The organism is Pedobacter sp. GQ55, assembly GCF_059758925.1.
Genome location: NZ_JCAXEI010000014.1, coordinates 21,867 through 41,969 on the forward strand (window position 1 = coordinate 21,867; position 20,103 = coordinate 41,969).

Annotated in this window: 12 protein-coding genes; all 12 read left to right on the top strand. The window is 42.0% G+C overall.

The genetic code is table 11. The features are described 5' to 3' along the window. Positions 1-109: 109 nt before the first annotated feature. Positions 110-3,409 (top strand): TonB-dependent receptor, encoded by a 3,300-nt coding sequence (locus AC6CH7_RS23970; protein ID WP_498265114.1) that lies wholly within the window; start codon positions 110-112, stop codon positions 3,407-3,409. Between the two features lie 12 nt (positions 3,410-3,421). Then, entirely contained in the window at positions 3,422-4,243 is an 822-nt protein-coding gene (locus AC6CH7_RS23975) for a hypothetical protein (RefSeq protein ID WP_498265115.1), read from the top strand. Positions 4,244-4,619: 376 nt separating this feature from the next. After that, positions 4,620-4,850 carry a hypothetical protein gene (locus AC6CH7_RS23980; RefSeq protein WP_498265116.1) on the top strand — a complete coding sequence of 77 codons (231 nt, stop codon included), beginning with the start codon at positions 4,620-4,622 and terminating at the stop codon, positions 4,848-4,850. Between the two features lie 113 nt (positions 4,851-4,963). After that, the gene (locus tag AC6CH7_RS23985; protein WP_498265117.1) at positions 4,964-5,584 is read left to right on the top strand and encodes an RNA polymerase sigma-70 factor; all 621 of its coding nucleotides are present in this window, start codon (positions 4,964-4,966) and stop codon (positions 5,582-5,584) included. Between the two features lie 66 nt (positions 5,585-5,650). Beyond that, positions 5,651-6,682, top strand: a complete 1,032-nt coding sequence (locus AC6CH7_RS23990) for a FecR family protein (RefSeq protein WP_498265118.1) — start codon at positions 5,651-5,653, stop codon at positions 6,680-6,682. Positions 6,683-6,849: 167 nt separating this feature from the next. Further along, a complete protein-coding gene (locus AC6CH7_RS23995; RefSeq protein WP_498265119.1) occupies positions 6,850-10,410 on the top strand; it encodes a TonB-dependent receptor in 3,561 nt (1,186 codons plus the stop codon). Positions 10,411-10,412: 2 nt separating this feature from the next. Beyond that, positions 10,413-12,137, top strand: coding sequence for a DUF4397 domain-containing protein (locus tag AC6CH7_RS24000; RefSeq protein ID WP_498265120.1), 1,725 nt, complete (start codon positions 10,413-10,415; stop codon positions 12,135-12,137). A 13-nt stretch (positions 12,138-12,150) separates the two neighbouring features. Then, complete coding sequence (locus tag AC6CH7_RS24005; RefSeq protein ID WP_498265121.1) at positions 12,151-13,347, top strand: hypothetical protein; 1,197 nt, start codon at positions 12,151-12,153, stop codon at positions 13,345-13,347. A gap of 24 nt (positions 13,348-13,371) precedes the next feature. Further along, positions 13,372-14,451, top strand: a complete 1,080-nt coding sequence (locus tag AC6CH7_RS24010; protein WP_498265122.1) for a fasciclin domain-containing protein — start codon at positions 13,372-13,374, stop codon at positions 14,449-14,451. Between the two features lie 21 nt (positions 14,452-14,472). Beyond that, on the top strand, positions 14,473-15,699 hold the full coding sequence (locus AC6CH7_RS24015) for a fasciclin domain-containing protein (RefSeq protein ID WP_498265123.1): 1,227 nt from the start codon (positions 14,473-14,475) through the stop codon (positions 15,697-15,699). A gap of 34 nt (positions 15,700-15,733) precedes the next feature. Beyond that, complete coding sequence (locus tag AC6CH7_RS24020; RefSeq protein ID WP_498265124.1) at positions 15,734-16,744, top strand: fasciclin domain-containing protein; 1,011 nt, start codon at positions 15,734-15,736, stop codon at positions 16,742-16,744. 14 nt (positions 16,745-16,758) lie between these two features. Further along, the gene (locus AC6CH7_RS24025; RefSeq protein ID WP_498265125.1) at positions 16,759-20,001 is read left to right on the top strand and encodes a TonB-dependent receptor; all 3,243 of its coding nucleotides are present in this window, start codon (positions 16,759-16,761) and stop codon (positions 19,999-20,001) included. Positions 20,002-20,103 lie beyond the last annotated feature (102 nt).

The window sequence follows — 20,103 nt, forward strand, 5'->3', positions numbered from 1 at the left end:
AAATGCTCCGGGCCAGGCCCGGATACAATTAAAGTGCTTTTATCAAACAACATTAACATTCAAAAATATGCATAATGTAGGAAAACTACGTCCAACAATTCGATTTATAATGAAATTATCCCTGATTATTGCCGTCTTCCAGCTCACCTTTGTAGGAGTTCTGCTTGCCAGTGATGTATGGGGTCAAAACCTCGACAAGCTAAAGATTGAGATTAAACTTAACAATGCTTCTGTAGAAGAAGGCCTCCTTACGCTTTCACGAAAAAGCGGTATCAGGATCTCCTATGCGGATGAATTACTCCAAAAAGAAAGTAAAAAGATCACTTTAAACAGCAATGACATTACAGCAGGAGCTGTTTTACGAAGCATTCTTTACAAAACCAACCTTAAGTACCGGCTCTTTAAAAATTACATCATTATTGATGCTAAGCCTGTTCCGCAACAGCCCGGGCGCATTACTGGTAAAATCACAGATGACAGGGGTGAAGTGATGCCCAGCACGACTATTAAAATTGTAGAAACCGGACAAATGATACAAACCGCTGTAGATGGGAAGTATAGCATTAGCCTTAAGCCAGGGACATATACCCTGGAAATCAGCTATATTTCCTACCAGAAGCAGCGTATTACAGATGTCGTGGTTAGAGAAGGGATAAACACGGCGCTGGATATTTCAATGAAGCCGGATTCTAAGGGTTTATCTGAGGTAACCATTACATCGAGTTATAAAAAAGCATCTGTAGCTGGCTTATATGCACAGCAAAAAAATCTTGCAAATCTTTCGGACGGGATCTCTTCAGAGCAGATCGCTGCAACGCCAGATAAACATGTGGGGGAAACACTCAAACGCATTACAGGCGTATCCACCAACGAAAATAGAAAAGTGGTAATCCGCGGCATTGCCGAACGGTATAATGTGTCACTGCTCAATGGAAGTACATTGCCAAGCACAGATGTGCAGGAGCGTGATTTTGAGTTTAACCTGATCCCGACAAACCTGGTCGAAAACATTGTGGTGGCCAAGTCCATCACCGCAGATATGCCTTATGGTTTTGCCGGAGGTCTGGTTCAGATCACCACGAAATCTGTACCTGAAAGCAATTTCCTTTCCATAAGTGCCGGTAACTCTTTTAACACTCGTACCATTGGAAAGGATTTTCTGGGTTATGGCCGCGGCAAATATGATTACCTGGGATTTGATGATGGAAACAGAGATCATTTTCCGACTGGCCTGCTGAACCTTGTGGGCAAATTTGATCCAACTAAGGAGGATAGTGAAAATGAGATCAAAGCTCCCCAGGTCGCTGAACAGAACAAACGCATAGGTGGAACAGAGCGACTCGGTACGCGCCGTTTTAAAGCCGCACCCTCACAAAATTACCAACTGAGTTTGGGCAGAACCTATTCATTTAGTGATGCCAAAGTCCGGAAATTTGGTTTTGTAGGCTCGGTAAGTTACCGTAACACGCAGACCAATGATTATGTTTCCAGCATGCGCCGGGGAGACTGGGCTCAGGTTCCAACGCGCTCGGACGATCCTACGGATATAAATACCGGGAATATTTATAGGTTTAATACCACCCTGGGGTTACTGTTAAACGGTGGTTTCAAAACAGAAAAACACCAGATTAACACCTATAACCTATACACACGTATCTTCGATAACCAGTTTAGCCGTTATACCGGCTGGACTTTTGAAAGACCGAAAAATGATGATGACACGAAACATCCGAGCATAACAGATGATGATAGACCCAAATTCACAGATTTACTGCAGAATAAAGTAAGTGGCACCCATCGTGTCAAATCCTTCACTATCGAATGGAGTCTTGCCAGGACTTCCCTGAAATCTGTAGAACGTGATGCCATTTCGGCCACGCAGAACCCAAGAGAAACTGGAAATGCCTTGCTTTATATGTATTCGATAGGGACCATAAGCGATCCTGGTGCCGGTCCGATGCACCGTGATGAATACCTCTATAAGGAAAATAACCTTGATGGTGTGATTAGTGCCGCCTATGATTTTCAGCTCGGCAAAACCAGGCACACCTTGAAAACGGGTGCTAATTATTTAAAAAAGCACGCATTTTATGACTGGCAGATACTACCTATTGCAATGGGGCCCAATTCTACTGTCCCGCTCGAGCTGCTTCCTATCCAGGAGTGGGGAAATTACATGAGCATGGAAAATACAGCAAACAGTTTGTTCTACTTTAAGCAGGATTACACTTCAAATAAATTTGAGGCTAAAAGTTTAAATACAGGTACTTTTGCCATGTTAGATCATAAATTGCTGCCCGGCCTTAGAGTAGTGTGGGGTGTCAGAGCCGAGTATTTTAAACTGGATACTTTAGTAAACTCTGCGAGTAAACTGGCGGACAAGAACAGTCAAATATTTTTTGCGGAAAAAAAAGACTGGTATTTTCTACCTTCAGCAAACATCACCTATTCTCCCATAAAGGACCTTAACCTACGTGCATCCTATGCCAGGGCAGCAGTTCGTCCGGGAATGATGGAAAATTCAAGGTTTTCCCGTTTCAACCCCAACTACGGCTCTGTGGTGAGGAGCAATGGGGTTAGCAGCACGATTATTGATAATTACGATGCCAAGATAGAGTTGTTTCCGGGTGCTGGCGAACTTTTGTCGGCTTCTTATTTTTATAAATACTTTGATAAACCGGCAGAGTACTACCGCTTAGACAATGAAAATAATGGAAGGGGCTACATTACCATTTCAAATTCTGACTGGGCAAAAGTAAGGGGATGGGAATTTGAGCTACGGAAAAATTTAGGTTTTCTGTATGACGGATTACCATTTTTAAAGGATGTGTACGTTAGCGGAAACCTCACGCTTCAAAAATCAGAGGTTAGGGCGAGAGAGATACAGTATGGGAAGAGCGCTGACGGCCTGGATTCGATGTATTATAAATACCTGAAATATCCACGTGCATTGTATGGGCAAGTGCCATTATTGTATAACGCGGGCATACAATACGTAGGCAAGAAACTGGGTTTAAACCTTACCTTGAACCACGCTGGCTATAAAACTTTTATTACCGGGATAGAGCCAGCTTTTGTTGAGTATGAACGACCGCGTACGCAAATGGATGCACAGATCAGCTATAGGTTCCTGAAAGGAAAAATGGAAACTAAACTGAACATGAGCAACTTGCTGGATGCTCCCTTCCGTTACTTTATCAATGATCCATCAACCTATGAACTGAAACCAGGAAATGAGGATAAGCTGAACCTGGAATGGAACGATAAATACGCTTATAAATTTGGTTTCTCTGAAAAATTTGAAAAAGGATATACAGATCCGGTTACCAAAAGGCAGGTGGGTGACAGGGAAACTTCTACACGCTACACCGGCCGTACATTCAGTCTCTCATTATCCTATAACTTTTAATTTAAGTGCATCATGATCAGAAAAAATAAAAAAATATATTTGATGGCTATTCTGCCTGTATTACTCTTGAGTGCATGTGAAAAAGACGGTACCCATATATCCCCTACGCTAAAAGCGATTAATAAAAATTTTAACATCAGCGGGTTTGTATTGGGAGATACCATTGAACAGTATTTTGATAATGTCAAAATACGTGAATATTACGGGCAGGTAAGAACCGTTAGGACAGAAAACCAGTTAGCCTTTGTAACCGACGAGCTCAACATGGAGTTGAAAAGAAAAAGTACCGGGGAAACGATCTATCGTCAAAAATTTAAAATAGACGATAAAGAGAGCATTGTTCCTAATTTTTATTTTGACGGACTCAAGCTCACTAAAGATTATGCTTATCCGGATGCACAGGGAGATGAGTATACCGCCAATTTTTATGTGGACAAGCAAGGTGGTGCGGAATCTGTAGACATAAATATTGAGGTACTTGAATACTATTATGACAGTACCAAGCAAGATCCACTCATCGTGGTAAATACCACTACCATTCCAATTGCAGAAAATGTTAAGCCCGGTGAATGGACGCCCTATCTGCAGGTCCCGGTACCCGTGGTCACCCCGCAGCAAAGTGGTACGGAACTGTTTCCCTTCGTAGTACTCAGGGACTCCAAAACCAAAGATTATTATATAGATAAGAATAGGGACCGGAGCGCTGTAAATATGCAGATTCCATATGAGGGCGTTTCCCCTGGTAAGGTACAAAGTGTGTACCTCAACCGCAAAGCTGGTGCGGGGACTTTCTATCTGGAGTTTTATGACCTTGTTCAGTTGTTTCCTCGCTAATTCTGTCTGGAATTACTTCCGGTACAACCCGGACTGAATACGCTTTGCTAAGCGTGTTGATGCCTGCTGCAGCCCGGCTCACCTAAAAATCGAAAAGGTATTAAAGCCAGCAAATTTTTGCTGGCTTTTGCCATTTAACCCAAAAATGCGCTTCGGTCTTTAAGGTTAGGTTCTTTTTGGGAAACCTGAAAATTTTACAGCAACAAAAAACAGCTGAAGAATACTTTTACGCAAAGCAAAACATTGAACTTAGCATGGTTTCGGTGAAAAGAATCTGCAGCTTATACAGATAATACAATTGCATTTTCAGGAGGATATATGCCTATTGTTAAAGAAATGATAATTTAATGTTATTTAAATCATGTAATTTTATAGCATGAAATTCTCTGTATATGTAATTTATGAACTGCTGATGAGGGCACAGGAATATGATCCGGGAATAGGTGATTATCAGTCTTATAAAAAAATAAATGCAGGTATTTCAGTGACTACAACCAGGGGTTCTTTTGATATACCAACGTATGTTTTGGATAAGCAGTTTAATAATCCTGCTCTGGTCAGTAAGGATGATATTTTAGGCCTTTTAGCGACCTATAAGCCAAAATAGCGCTTTTAAGGAAGGGTTGAAATGTCGTTTGAGATGCAGAGCTCAACAAAGCCCCAAGAACAATCTTACAATTAACATTATGGTAATGCAGGAGGTTTTTTAAACATTTAGTTTTGCTGAAAGAATTATTTGTTCAGCGAATGACAAAAGATTACCACAAACTATCCGACCACTTGCTACTTGAAGAATGTCGCCAGGACAACCTGAGGGCATATGATCAGTTGTTTGAGCGGTATTTTGGTAAACTTTATCATTTCTCCTTGAATTACGTCAAAAATGCTGCCGTGGCCGAAGAATTGGTTATGGACCTGATGTTCAACATCTGGAAAAAAAGGAAGGATTTGGAGATTAACGGAGAATTCAGTGCCTACTTGTTTACAGCAATGAAAAATGTGATGTTCAATCACCTCCGCAAAAAGGAGCTGCTTACCTCAGACATTGATTTTTTGCCGGAGCAGGCGGCTACTGCCGGCCATTTAGCAGATCATCGTCTTCAATACAAGGAGCTGGAACAGGTATATCAATTGAAACTAAGCCAGCTAAGCCCGCAACGAAGAAAAATCTTTAAACTAAGTCGTGAAGAACAAATGACTTATCCGCAAATTGCAGAAAGCATGAACCTTTCGGTCAATACCATCAAAACCCAGATGCTGGTTTCGCTCAAATATCTGCGGGAGAGTCTGAAAGAGCACATAGATATCACCATCCTGCTGACCGTTATTTTCTTTTTTTAATTTTTTTTCCTTTCCACTCACCCTGCCTGAGGTTTATTGGTGTCTTGTAGGTGAAGGATAGATACAATGAATTTAAAAATAGATAAGGCCCTCATTAAAAAATACCTTGCCGGCCGCTGTGATCAGGAGGAATTGAAATTAGTGAGAGACTTTCTTAAGCAGGAGAATGCTCAGCAACTATTTGATGAAGTGTGGAATGAACAATGGTCAGGTATAACCAGTGCCGATAATACAGACCACCATGGGCAGATGGCCGACTGGAAAAGAAAAATACATCAGCGGATTGATGGGGAATCTTTAAACTCAGAAACGACCTTTGCGAAAATTACGCCTATTCCTTTTATCAAAAGAATTACGAACTGGCAATACGCCGCCATCTGGGCAACATTATTTATTGGCGCCGGACTTTGGGTGATTACATCCAAAAGAAGCAGCGAGCCATTGGTGGTTGCTTATGTAGAAAAGCATAACCCTAGCGGACGCAGAACGATTATAACGCTGCCTGATAGCTCACAGGTTTATCTTGGACCAGAGAGTAAATTGCGTTATGCAGAAAAATTTAATGGGAACACCAGAGAAATAGATCTGGAAGGCGAGGCCTTTTTCGAGGTGACTAAAAACCCAAAGAAACCATTCATTATTCACACCGGAATAATCACAACCAAAGTATTAGGTACTTCTTTTAAAGTGGATGCATTTATGAATAAGCCGGTTACAGTTTCGGTAAGTACAGGTAAGGTTCGCGTGGATAGGCATAGCCCTAACAAAACAGAATCAATTGCCATATTGATGCCCGGGCAAACCGTCACATGGAATGAAACTGATCATATAAAAACATTAGGTTCTGCAGTGGTTAAGGATATCAGCGGATGGAAGGACGGACGGCTGGTGTTTAATCAAGTCCCGCTATCAGAAATCGCGAATATTTTGGAGCGATGGTATGCCATGGAAATCAGTTTTAAAAGTAAAAAAACTGCTTCAAAGTTGTTAAAAGTTAATCTGACGGCAAATGTGCCTATCACCACCCTAATGAAGATTTTAAGTGCCTCGGGGCAATTTAAGTATCATATTCAAGGCAATCACATTACTATTAATTAATCGGAAAGGACAAGATATGTAATACCTGGACTAAAAAAAAGAAACGCCCTCCCGCAAAGGAGGACGCAAAAATCATCAAAGAGCCGGTTGTTTTCGAAGACGCATCAGCTCAGCGATAAATATTAACAGATATCCGCCATTGGCGAAAACCCGTAATGATCAAAAATATGCAAAAAGGATTACATCTGCGTTCTTCTTTTCGATTTATTAGCATGTTATTAAAAGGTGCTATTATCATCAGAAAGAAGTTTAGCGAGATGGCTAATAACAATCTGGTAACAGATAAAATTTATTTCTTTATGAAATGCTCGTTCCTTCTGATTGCTGTCAACCTCACATTTATTGGAGTGCTGTGTGCCAATTCGGTGCGTAGTCAGAATCTGAATCAGAAAATTAAGCTTAAGCTGGAAAATGCAAGTGTTGAAAATTGTTTAAGTGCGATAGAAAAGCAATCGAACATACAGATCAATGCCCAGGTAAGCTTGTTAAATAAAATCACAAAAAAAATAAGCTTAGATGCTGCAGAGATTACTGTGGCTGACGCGCTGGCTAAAGTTTTAACCAATACTAATCTGGAGTATAAGGTAATTGAGGGATATGTTGTAATTACCAAAAAGCCAGTGCCTATAATCATCACAGGAACAATTGTAGATGAGAAAACAGGAGAAACATTGATTGGTGTAGGCATTCGTATTAAAACAATGGGCGGCGGCGCATCTACGGATGTGAATGGTAAGTTCCGCATTACCGTACCTGAGGGTGGAGCAATACTTGTGATTTCTTACATCGGTTACCAGAGCAGAGAGATTAAGGTTGATGCAAATACTAAGGAGCTGAAAATAGCATTGAAATCATCCTCTACACAGTTAGGAGAAGTAACTGTTCAGGCCCGTAGAAAGACAAATACGGAGGTGGCGGTACTCGATGAGCGTAAAAAATCGGCCATTGTACAGGATGCGATTTCTGCAGTTCAGATAGAGCGGACCGCAAGTATTACCACTACACAGGCGCTACAAAGAGTGCCTGGGGTAACCGTTACTGATGATAAGTATGTGGCTATCCGTGGTCTGGGGGACAGGAGTGTAGTTGGTCAGCTGAATGGTGTGCGTTTGGCTTCGTCTGATCCGGACAGAAGTTCTATTCCTTTCGATTTGGTGCCGGCATCGCTTTTAGATAATGTGACGATTTATAAAACGGTTACTCCTGATAAGCCGGCAGATGCAGCAGCGGGTATTGTAGAGTTGAAAACCAAGTCTGTACCCGATAGCATGGTGGTGAATGTAATTATTCAATCAGGTTTTAATTCAAATATCGGGATAGGTGGTCAGTATAACAGTTTCTATAACAGCGATATGGGCTTTTTGGGGGATAAGATCAATAACAAGAACTTATCTGCTGATTTCTTAAACCTGGCTACCCAATATAAAGGTGGGTTAAACCAGATTCAGAATATGATCTCCAACAGCGGGTACAGCCCTGCAGTAAAGCAGGAGGTTGGTCGTATTAACGGGATAATGCAGGGATTTGATCCTGTGCTGACTACCAGGTATAAACAGGCCCCATTAAACCAGTTGTACTCCGCCACTTTTGGCAATAGCTATACACTGTTTAAAAAGCATAAACTGGGTGTGATAGCCGGGGGTAACTATTATCGCCGTACTACAGATATTTCGGGTGGTGATATTCAGCAATACAGTATCTATCAGGGTGTGGTAACCGGAAATCCGCAGGTAAGCAGCCCTAGAAATATCCCGAATTACATCACTCCGAACAATCTATACATGGGACGCTACCAGACCTATAAGGAAAATACAGGTAACGAAACACTTAATTATGGTGTTTTAGGTGGTTTAACCTATCGCTTTGATGCCCGAAATGAAATCAGTATGCAATACCTGGGTAGCTGGGGAGGCGAAACACAAGCCACCAATATGAATGGTAGCTACGAATATACTGGTTTGCCCGGAGAAGTAAAAAGTACCATCTATTCTTTAAAACAGAGTTATCGTACACTAAATACCTTTAACCTTCAGGGAGAACATAAGTTTTTGGAATCAGACTACTCGCCTAAATTAAGTTATAACATTTCCTCTTCTAAGGCAGGTCAGAATGATCCTGATTACCGGTTTGTAACCCTGGCAGATTATACCCCACGTAATGGTGGGTATTATGATAACCCTACCACCGGCAATGGGAGCACCAATCCGGACCAGGTATACACTTCGCATTTATATGCACTTTCTTCTGGTTATGTGAATGGCTTTGGTGCTTATGGAATTATTCAGGCCGAGCCCAATGGTCGGCGTTACAGGAATCTGGATGAGACCAATTACAACTATAAGGCAGATTTATCAGTGCCTTTTAAATTGTTCGGGCAAAAGCAGGAGCTAAAAACCGGGGTAAATTACCTGAACCGCGACCGTGTATTTACAGAAAATGTGTTGTTCTTACCGGGGTCTAATTTTTCTTCCAACAAATCGTTGCCATTGTATACGGTTTCAGGAAACCTGGATCGTTTGGTGAGTAATGAGATTATTGGGATTCACGCACCAACTGCAGGTATGGGTGAAGGTGCAAGCCCGATCGGGGGCTTTTTATACAATAGCCAGAAATCACCAAACAACTATACCGGATTTTTTGAGACCAAAGCGGCTTATGCCATGCTGGATTTAAAATTGACCAAAGATTTAAGGTTAACCGGTGGTGTTCGTTTCGAATCGACCAATATCCAGTCGGCAGTAGATACCGCTGGTGTGTTCCTGGATCCTGCCTTAACCGCGCCGGGCACCAATATTCCACTTACTTTAATGAGTCCTAACTCCGTTTATAAACCTGGTTATAAGCCTTACTATTCTTTGAACACTACTTATAATTTCAGGGAAAATATGAATTTCAGGGCCGGGTTTAATACCACACTGGCCAGACCCGAATTAAGAGAGATTACCAATGTATTTGAATTTGATGCTTTCCAAATGGGACTGGTTGTGGGTAATCCCAAACTGATCAATCAATACACTCAAAACCTGGATTTTAGATGGGAATGGTTCCCCAATAGTGGAGAGGTTATCGCTGTGTCTCTGTTTGGTAAAAGGATAGAAAATCAGCTGTATAAGGTATTTAGCTTAAAAACCAGTGGTTTAGCAGCCACATATCCTGAATATCCAACCATCAGATTTGAAAATGATCCAAATGTGGGTAAGGTATGGGGGGTAGAATTCGAGATCGTAAAAGATCTGGGCAGGGTTTGGGACCCGTTGCGCAATTTCTTTGCAGGAACCAACCTTTTACTGGCACAGAGTGATATCAAAAAATCACCGGAAAGATTGGAAGCCAACAGATCGTTGGACAGGCATACGCCTGATAACAGCCCTTTGTTTGAGCAGGCGCCCTTTTCTATTAACGGCTGGATAAATTACGATAATAAAAAATCAGGTACCAGCCTTACCGGAACATTTAATATGGTAGGGGAGCGTTTGATACAGATTAATTTAACCGGCGAGCCGGATCTGTATACCCGCCCTGTACCTATGTTGGATTTTGTGTTCAGTCAGCGCATAACAAAGCGCGTAATTTTTAAGGGATATGCTAAAAACTTATTGAATCCTGCTATTGAAACGGTTTACGCCAATCCTGGTACCGGTGGTAAATGGTATGGAAATAAATACCTGAACCGTAGCTATAAACGTGGGGGAGAGTTTATGATGGGGTTCACTTATAATTTGTATTAAAGATGAAGAAATTAACAAAATACATTCAGCAATTGCCATTATTCCTTGGGTTTTTGATATTGCTGGGACTAGGCTCCTGTAAAAAGGAAAAGCAGGATTTTGAATACGATAACAGGCTGATCACAGATGCCCGTAAAAACTCGTCGCTGCGTATTGTAAACCTGGGAGGTTATAGCCAGGTGATAATGGATGGGGATACCCTGACCAACAGTAAATATCTTTTACCAACCGATCCAATATCTACAGTCGTGTCCGGTACTAAATATTTTCCTGAAAATGGTGGTAAACTGGGTTCAACCTGGAACATTCCTCAATCGCTTTTAAAGAATGGCAAGGCTCGCTTTTTTACCGAAATGGGCGGGTATAATGCCCCGGCTGATAAGCTAACGATCGATCTTCAGGAAGATGCAGCACAGGCTATGGATTATTACCTGCTGGCTACAGAACGCACTGTGGATGGGGTGCCTAAATATTTAAAAATTCCGCGTGCGGTTTCTGCTCCTTCAGATCCAGCTAAGTTTAAAGTAAGGGTACTCAATCTTTCTTCAACTATTCAGATAAGCGATATGGAGAACCTGGTAGGGCCAATGAGCCTTGCATGGGCTGATGGTACACCGGTAAATCCTACGACCAATAACATTTTGCCGGGGCAATATTCTGATTATATCGAACTGCCCTATACTACCGCGCAGCTAAAGGTGTTAACCCCAGCCGGGATTCAGGTGCCGGGCACTACTAAGATGCCGATTTTTCCGGCAACATCAACCCTTACCTCTGCCCGCGGCTGGCCACCTGAAGACACGCACCTCACTTTCAGTGCATTTAAAAGTTTTGTGCCGGGAGGGATTTACACCATTGTTGTTGCCCCGTACAATTTTAATGTCCCTTATTTAAATGGTAATCCTGGTGAACAGGTTTCAGATTATCAAAATGCCATCACGATTATCAGTGACATCAGTGAGCCGCTGAATGTAACCTATGCAAGGGTGCAGGCGGTAAATACCCTTGCCGGCATAAATGGGGTTAAAATAACCATGAACGGAAATGCATTGGGTAACGCACTGGCCTATACCGAGCATACAGCTTATCAGCATTATATAACGGGTAATTATACGATCGAGGCTAAAGACGCTACGGGAAATGTATTGGCAAGAAATCAGCTGACACTAGATCCCAATACTAATTTTACCTTATGGATTCATCCTGATGCAAGCGGTAAAGCAACCATTAGTGCGGTAGCTAACGATTTAAGCAGGGTAATTCCGGGTAATACGGCCACAGATGACGCCACTTATGTGCGCAATAAACTGGACTATCCGTTTAGTATCCGTTTTCTTAACCTGTGCCCGGATTTACCGCATGTCACTTTTACAAAAGATAACGGACAGTCTTTTCTTCACAGTTACAATAAGAATCCGGCAGCAGTAAATAACCTGACCCCAGGTGTTTTTACCACCGAAGCACCCTACATACAGATTGATCAGGATAACATTCCATATAAAATTATGGCTTTCCGTTCTGCGCCAGGCGTAATTCCCGGAAGCTGGGCAAGTGATATACCTGTATTAACAGGACAACATCTTATTGCCCGACCAGATTTATATGTAAGAGGCGGTTTACCCAATCATGAGCCAGGTATTTATACCATTGCTTTGGTTGGCAGCACCAGTGCATCAGCCCCTGCGGGTCAGAAAGCAAAGATGATTATTCTGAAACACACCAAATAAAAGAGACAACATTATGTTACCATCAAGAATGAAGAATATCATACTTTACCCTGCTATGGCCTTGTTGTGGTTTGCAATGGGCTGTTCCAAGGTAGAGTATAAAAAAATTGATGATCCAGCTTATCTGAGGGTTTTTAATAACCTGAATTATAAGATCGGGATCGATAATAAAGATGAAATGCTCCCTTTTTTAACCATGCTGATTGATCCGGAAATGGATCAGAATGGTATGCCGGTCAGCGCTAAGATTAAAGGGGATTTTCTGGATCAGCGTGATCCTTATGCACCACCTTACCCATCTCATATCGGGAGTGGGACAAGTGTAAACAACCCGGAGTATCCGGGCAGGGAAAATGTGTTGGTAGGGCCTGTTTTAAATGGGTTTGATTTAAGCAGCTGGGCACAGATTCCCTCAGGTAAGCACCGCGTTGTTTTCATGTTCCGGCCAAAAAACACCGTTCCATTTTTTAACCTGGATGCTAAGCTGAAAAAGAGTTTCCTGATTGATACCACGATGGTATTAGATAGCAAGGAGGTGTATACGTTGCATGTGTTGCAGAAAGATTATTTGACCAAAAGGAATGGCATTTATCTTCGGAAAGAGAATTTTCACAAACTGCCATTATCCGATTCCTCAGTCTATGTGAATTTCTATAACATGAGTGCCAAGGGTTACTGGCAGGCAGATAACGACGCAAAAGGAGGCAATGAATACGGTAAAGGTGCCATGGGAAATGGAATTAAAGACCAGATGAACATTTTTGTAACCCTGTATAAAAACAGGACTGTTTCTTCGCCAAAATTAGCTGGTTATAATGGGAAATACCTGGGCAATTTAACCAGAAATGCTGATGTGTTAGAAGTTAGCCCGTATTACAGCTTTCCGTTGTTTGCCGATGCAAGCGCAGGAGGTATTTTTACTGACATGTGGCAACGATTTGATTTTCTGGCCCCCGGGATGGACATTAGAAACATTCCTTATGGCCCCACAGTAAATCAAACCGATGGAAACTGGGCTTCTATAAACTGTTTAACACCCTACCCGAATTATACGCGATGGAACGAAATTGTACTACCCAATATGCTGGTAAACATCCACTCGGGTACCTATAATCCACGGTCTTTTGCCACGGTAAATACGATCGAGATTGTAAATGGGAATGTTTACCTCAGCACCATACAGCGTAAATATGCGCCTCCAATTTACTAATGATTTAATCCAACAAATAGAACAATGAAATACAAATCATTAAAGAAATATCTTTACCTCTTGTCGGCGTTATGGCTACTGGCTTTAAACTCCTGTAAGCACGACGATCTGCATATTGATAAGGCGAATGAAAATTTCAGAGCCGGCTTCGATTTTGTAAAGAATAACTATGACCTCAGCTTATTTGCCGCGGCAATAGAGAAAACAGGAATAGGACCTGAATTAAACAGCACCACGCAGTTAACCATTTTAGCGCCCAATAATGCCGCTTTTAATGTTCTCGGGATTAACCGCCCGGCTGACTTTGATAAAATGAATCCGGATACTCTAAAATTTCTGGTGCAACGCCATATTTTAAATGAACGGATCATGCTGAAGGATATCCCTTTTAATGGGATTGATGTACGCTACCGTACCATGGCGGGTACTGAGCTGTATACCTCAACGGTAACCAGGGACAACAACAATACCCTATATTTTAACGGCTCCCTTGCCAGCAGGAAAGATGTAACGCTGGCCAATGGTACCTTACATGTATTGGATAGGGTTATGAAATCTACTGCAAATACCACTGTACAGGCTTGGTTGTCTGCAAGACCGGAATATAGCATCCTGGTAAGCGGATTAAAGAAGTTTGGATTCTGGGATGAATTGGAAACAGAGGGGCCTTATACCATACTGGCTCCAAAAAACCAGGAGTTTGAAGCTGTAGGGATGACTGCTGAAGCAATTGCTGAGTTAAATGTAAATAGTTATATGGGCGATCGCCTGTTTGGCTGTTACCTGATGAGAAAGAAACACTTTTTTGTGTCGGATTTTGTGGTATTCAGCATCATGAACAGCAATTCCTTTTACTACCATCCGGTAGCTAACGATACTTATATCCTGACAGTTACTGCCGGTAGGTTCAACTTCGACAATATTTACGATCAATCTATTGGCTATAATGTCGAAGTAAGGACCAATAAGAATTACCCTTATGATATTATTAGCAATGTAAAAGGACACGATCAGAAAGCGATAGATAACCTTACGGATAATGGCCTGGTACAAGACCTGCAGGGGGTCTTGATCCTTCCGGAGCAGGCAAGAAAGAACAATTAGATGATCCATAACATGAATAAGATGAATTTAAAACTTATCACTATCTGCCTGTTATTTGTAACACTGGCATCTTGCAGAAAAGCTGAATTTCAGCCTGAAGTAGAAGGTGTGCAGGTACCTGCAGAAGATTTGACTATTACACTGAATGAAGTGTTGGAGGCATCACCATATACACTTTTTAAAGCGGCATGGAAACGAAGTACGATGAGTAGCATTTTGGAAAAAAGGGGCAATAATACGCCGCTAACCTTATTGGTGCCAAGTGATGCTGCATTTATTGCCGATGGAATGACATTGGAGGTGATAAATAATACCAGCCCCGAATTATTGGATAGCTTACTGCTTTACCATACTTTATCGATCGCTGTTAACCCTAAAGACCTAAGTGAAAGGGGAGAGAATACGATTGGTATCAGCTTACTGGAAAATACCTATATACAAGTAAAGGGATACGATAACCAGTATCAGACTGATCCTTATTTCTACAGGCAATACATCAATGTATCAGGCAACGAACTGCTGATTAATGGTAAGAAAAGCGGAAGCGCAGCAGTTACACTGGCGAAAAACGGAACCTTCTGGCCGATAGACCATGTGCTGAAAAAACCAGAAAAAACCATGTTACAGGCTCTGCAGGATGATGGCCGTTTTGGAATGTATGTGGAAATTATGACCAAAACTGATATGCTTTGGGATGAGGCTATGATGGGAGCAGTTGATCGGGATCGATTTCCCAAAGGATTGTCGATCGACTATAATTACCTGATCTTCAAGTCTATTTTTGCTCCTACCGATGAAGCTTTTCATCAGGCAGGATTTAAGACTGTAGAGGATTTGATGGCATTGAATCACCGTAATCCTCTTCCGTATTTTGATTGGGATACCTATGAGCAGGTCGGTACCGGGTATGCTACGGATACTTTATTGACCATGCACCGCTGGGGCAGGATTTTTAAAGAAAAGGATGGTTGGGGCCCCGGAGAGGATAATCCGGATAGTTTTTATTCGAACGATCTGAACAATAAACTCTTGTCGGGATATGCGCTGACTACCTCGGGGTATTCGGGAACCATTCCAATTATGTATGTGCCATTTGATTTTGGTAAAAATGAAGCAGGACAAGTAACTGTAAAAGTCAAATCATCCACTCACTCGGCTGCCACTATTGTTGAGGGAGACATCAACACCTTAATGGGGCCAATACATGCGGTAAACCGCTTAATGCCGCCTAAGGATTTTAAATTCTGAACGGTATCATTAGCTCATAAAGATCAATAGAAACATGAATTATTTACATAGAATATCAATAAGGCCATTGGGCATTTTCCTGATACTGATCAGTTGTGGTATGATCCTTAACGGCTGTAAAAAGGATGACGCCGTTAAAGTTGTCGATAACAATAAGATCAGCGCGATTATAGCAGATAATTTTAATCTTTCTGTTTACAATACCGCCCTGATAAGGACTGGATTGGCTAAAACGACAGACAAGGAAGGTTTGTATACCGCTATTGCACCCTCGGATGTTGCTTTTGGAAATGCTGGTTTTGGAAATGCAACAGCCATCTTAAGTGCGGATCCTTCCAGGGTATCCGCTATCATGAATTATCACATCCTGAACGGAGTTTATGAATTTAACAAATTGCCTTTTCTGTTTAACCAGGAAGTAAAATCTGCTAACGGGGGTAAACTTTTTGTAACACACTGGGTAAAACAGGGTGATACCATTTTAACCATTAATGGGTCTAAAATAGTCTCCAAAAATGTAAGTGCCTCTAACGGATTAATTCAGGTGATAGATCGTGTACTGGAGCCATATAGCCATAATAAAGTTATTGAAGCCATCGCTTCAGACAGAGAACTGAGCCTGTTCCATCAGGCTTTGCAACGTTCTGGTTTAACGGAAACTTTAAATGGCCAGGGGCCCTATACGGTATTTGCACCAAGTAATGCTGCAATGACTGCCTTCGGATTGCATACTATTGAAGAGATCAATAGCATGGATCCCGCAGTTTTGCAGGGTTTAATGCGCTATCATATTTTGTCTGACCGCAGGTTTGTGTACGATTATGTGCTGAGCACGGGTGCCGCTAACCGTAGCGACCAAACCATGATTGATGGCAAATCTATTCAGGTATTCCTTAAGCCTGATCCTCAGGTAGCCGGCGCATTTATGGGTATTGAATTGAAAGGAACAGGAAATACGTCGGTTATCCAATTAACAAAACAGGATGTACTTACCGGGAACGGGGTAGTGCATACCATTGGAAGCCTATTGAAAATTACACAGTAACTAAGATTTTAGAGATGATAGTAAGAAATACAATTCACAAAATATTTTTACTCCTGTGTATGCTGCTGCCTTTTGTCGCGGTAAGCCAGGAAACCAGCGGTACTTTAAACGGAAAGGTGCTTGATGCCGGAGGACAACCGCTACCGGGTGCTTCTGTTACGGCGATACATCAATCTTCAGGTACAAAATATGCAACGGCAACAGATAAAAATGGACATTATTATTTGCCCAATCTTCGGATTGGAGGTCCGTATGCTGTAGAAGCAAGCATGATGAGCATGAAAAACGATAAGCGGGAGGGAATTTCTATCCGTTTGGGTGCAGCAGTTGTTTTAAACTTTGCGTTGAGCGATCAGGCACAGCAACTTACCGAAGTAGCAATTAAAGCCACGAAAAAAGGAGCGCAGGCAAGTACTTATGGATCAGGAAAAAACATCAGTGCCGATCAGGTTCGTAATATGGCTACGGTGTCAAGGAGTATCACTGATGTTACCCGTTTAGTACCTCAGGCCAGTAAAGACAATAGTTTTGGTGGTGCCAATTTCAGGTATAACAACGTAACAATTGATGGTGCCATTAATAACGATGCCATCGGGTTTAGCCCTTCTTTGGGAGGCCAGTCGGGTACATCTGGAATGGCCGGAAGCTCCACCAGAACCAATCCGATATCCATTGATGCAATTGAAGACATGCAGGTTTATTTAGCGCCCTATGATGTGAAGATCGGTAATTTTACCGGAGGTTCTGTAAATGCAGTAACCAGAAGCGGAACCAATTCTCTTAGTGGATCGGTATATGGTTTTGGTCGTAATGCTACGGTAACGGGCAAAGATAGGGTAGGATCATTAGGGAAAATGAACAGCGACTTTTACGATTACCAGACTGGTTTTCGTGTGGGGTTCCCCATCATCAAAGACAAATTGTTTTTCTTTAGCAATGAAGAGATTACTCACAGGCAGGACCCTTCACAATTGATTGCAGGTGTTGCCGAAACCAGCCATATTTTAAGTGCTAAAGATGCGGCTGATATTACTGCTGCCAATTTCTTTAATGCCGGAACTGCAGGGTCGTTTAATACCTATGCAAAGTCGACCAAGTTTTTTAACCGTCTGGATTGGAACATCAACGATAAGCATCAACTTGCTGTTAGAAACAACACGATTATTTCTGAAGCTTCCCATATGGACAGGGATCAGCAGGATTTCAGGTTCAGTAGCATGGCCTTTTTGCAAAAGAATAACCAGAGCTCTACCGTGGCCGAACTTAAAAGCAGGTTTAGTAATAGCCTATCGGGGAATTTACTGGCAGGCTTTACTGCTGTAAATGATTCAAGAGATCCTTTTGGCGATCCAAGTCTGCCTCAGGTACAAATTGCCGGCAGAACGCCTGGTACTACCATTTACCTTGGAACAGACCGCGAAGCCAGTATTTTTGATATGAAACAGCGAACCTTGGAGCTTACTGCCAATTTAAACTGGAACATCGGTAAGCATACCCTTACCATGGGTACACACAATGAGTTTTACAACATCACCTATGGTTTTGTAAACGCATGGAACGGAAGGGTAGATTATTTAAGTATTGAAGATTACCTGAGCAACAATCCTTATCGTGTTCGTGGTGCATATAGCTATGAAGATAACAGCCGTTCGTCTATTGAACAGCACCCGGGGGCTAAGTTTAACATCAATTTGTACAGTTTGTATTTTCAGGATGAGATCCGCGTATCTGACAAGCTGAAGGTAATACCAGGGCTGAGAGCAGATATGGCTTATCTGGGTGACAGGCCGGAATTGAGCGAAAAGACCCGTACGGCAATGGCCGATCCTTATTTTGGAAACACCTATACCTATACTCCTTTAAGCAGGATTACCAACAAGTACCTGAATAAAGTACAGCTTTCGCCAAGAGTAGGTTTCAGGTACGATTGGAATGGTGATCAAAGTCTGATTCTACGTGGTGGTGCAGGACTCTTTACCGGACGGATACCTATGGCCTGGTTGGCCTATGCATTTTATAACAATGGCGACAGCTATGGCGGTTTTGATCAGAAGGCAGATCAGAAACCTTTTGTACCTGGCAGCAATCCGCTTGCCGGTGGTGCAAATGGTATTGCTGATTTTATACAGCAAAATGGCGCAACGATTAATAATCCCAATAGTGGTAAAACCCAGATCGATTTAATTGACAATGGTTTTGTGATGCCGCAGGTGTTGCGTACCAGTTTAGGTTTGGATTATACTACCGTTAGTGAGTGGAAATTTGGTGTAGAAGCCATCTATACTAAAAATATTAAAGATGTATTGTTTCAGCAGTTGAACGTGCAGGACAATCCAAGCTATTATGGCTATGATAAAAACCATCAGCAACCGGTATATAGCGGAACAGTAGATCAGCGTTTTTCAAATACCTATCTGCTTAGCAATACCAGCAAAGGTTATCGTTACAGCTTAACGGCTAGCATTAGCAAAAACGTTGCTGATCAGCTGCAGGCTTCGGTGTCATACACTTATGGTCAATCAAAAGACCTTTCCAATGGCGTGCGTAACTCAATGGAATCTAACTGGCAGTTGAATCAGTCGCTGGTACCCAATAACCCTACACTGGCCAATAGTAACTTCGACATCAGAAACCGTATTGTGAGTACCATTAGCTACAATAAAATGTGGGCTAAGGCGGGGAAAACCAATGTATCTTTGTTTGTAAGTGCACAGTCGGGCAGCCCTTTTACCTATGGTGTGGTTAACAATAGCATACAAGGGCTGCCACAACAGGTAAGTCTGGCCTATATCCCTCACAGAGAAGAGGCCATCCGTTATTTCCAGGATAATGCCGCTGCAACAGCAGCGGAACAAGCTCAGGCTTTTAACAGTTTTGTTGATGCAGATAAATATCTAAGGAGCAAACGTGGTGGGTTTACCGAAAGAAATGAAGGACGTACGCCATGGAATGTACAGGCAGATCTTCATGTTTCTCATGACTTGTTTGTGAGTGCCACGAAGAAGCAGTTTATTACCTTTACCGCTGATGTAATGAACCTCACCAATCTAATTAACAAGCGTTGGGGAGTTCAGTATTTCTCTCCAAATACTTTCAATTCTACTTCCAGTGTTGGTTTAACCCCGGTACTATTCCCGCCATCCCAAAATTCCGGTGAATATCCATTGTACCAGTTTAAATCGCCGGGTAAGCCTTACAGTATTGACTATTATGGTTCAAGAACACAGCTGCAACTGGGAGCGAGATATACTTTTTAAGTGATACAGATCAATCGAAATATGATATACGATATGAGTTATTCAAGAAAATTTAATACCGGGATGCATAAGTGGCTCGGTATGCTAAGCCTTTTTATTGTG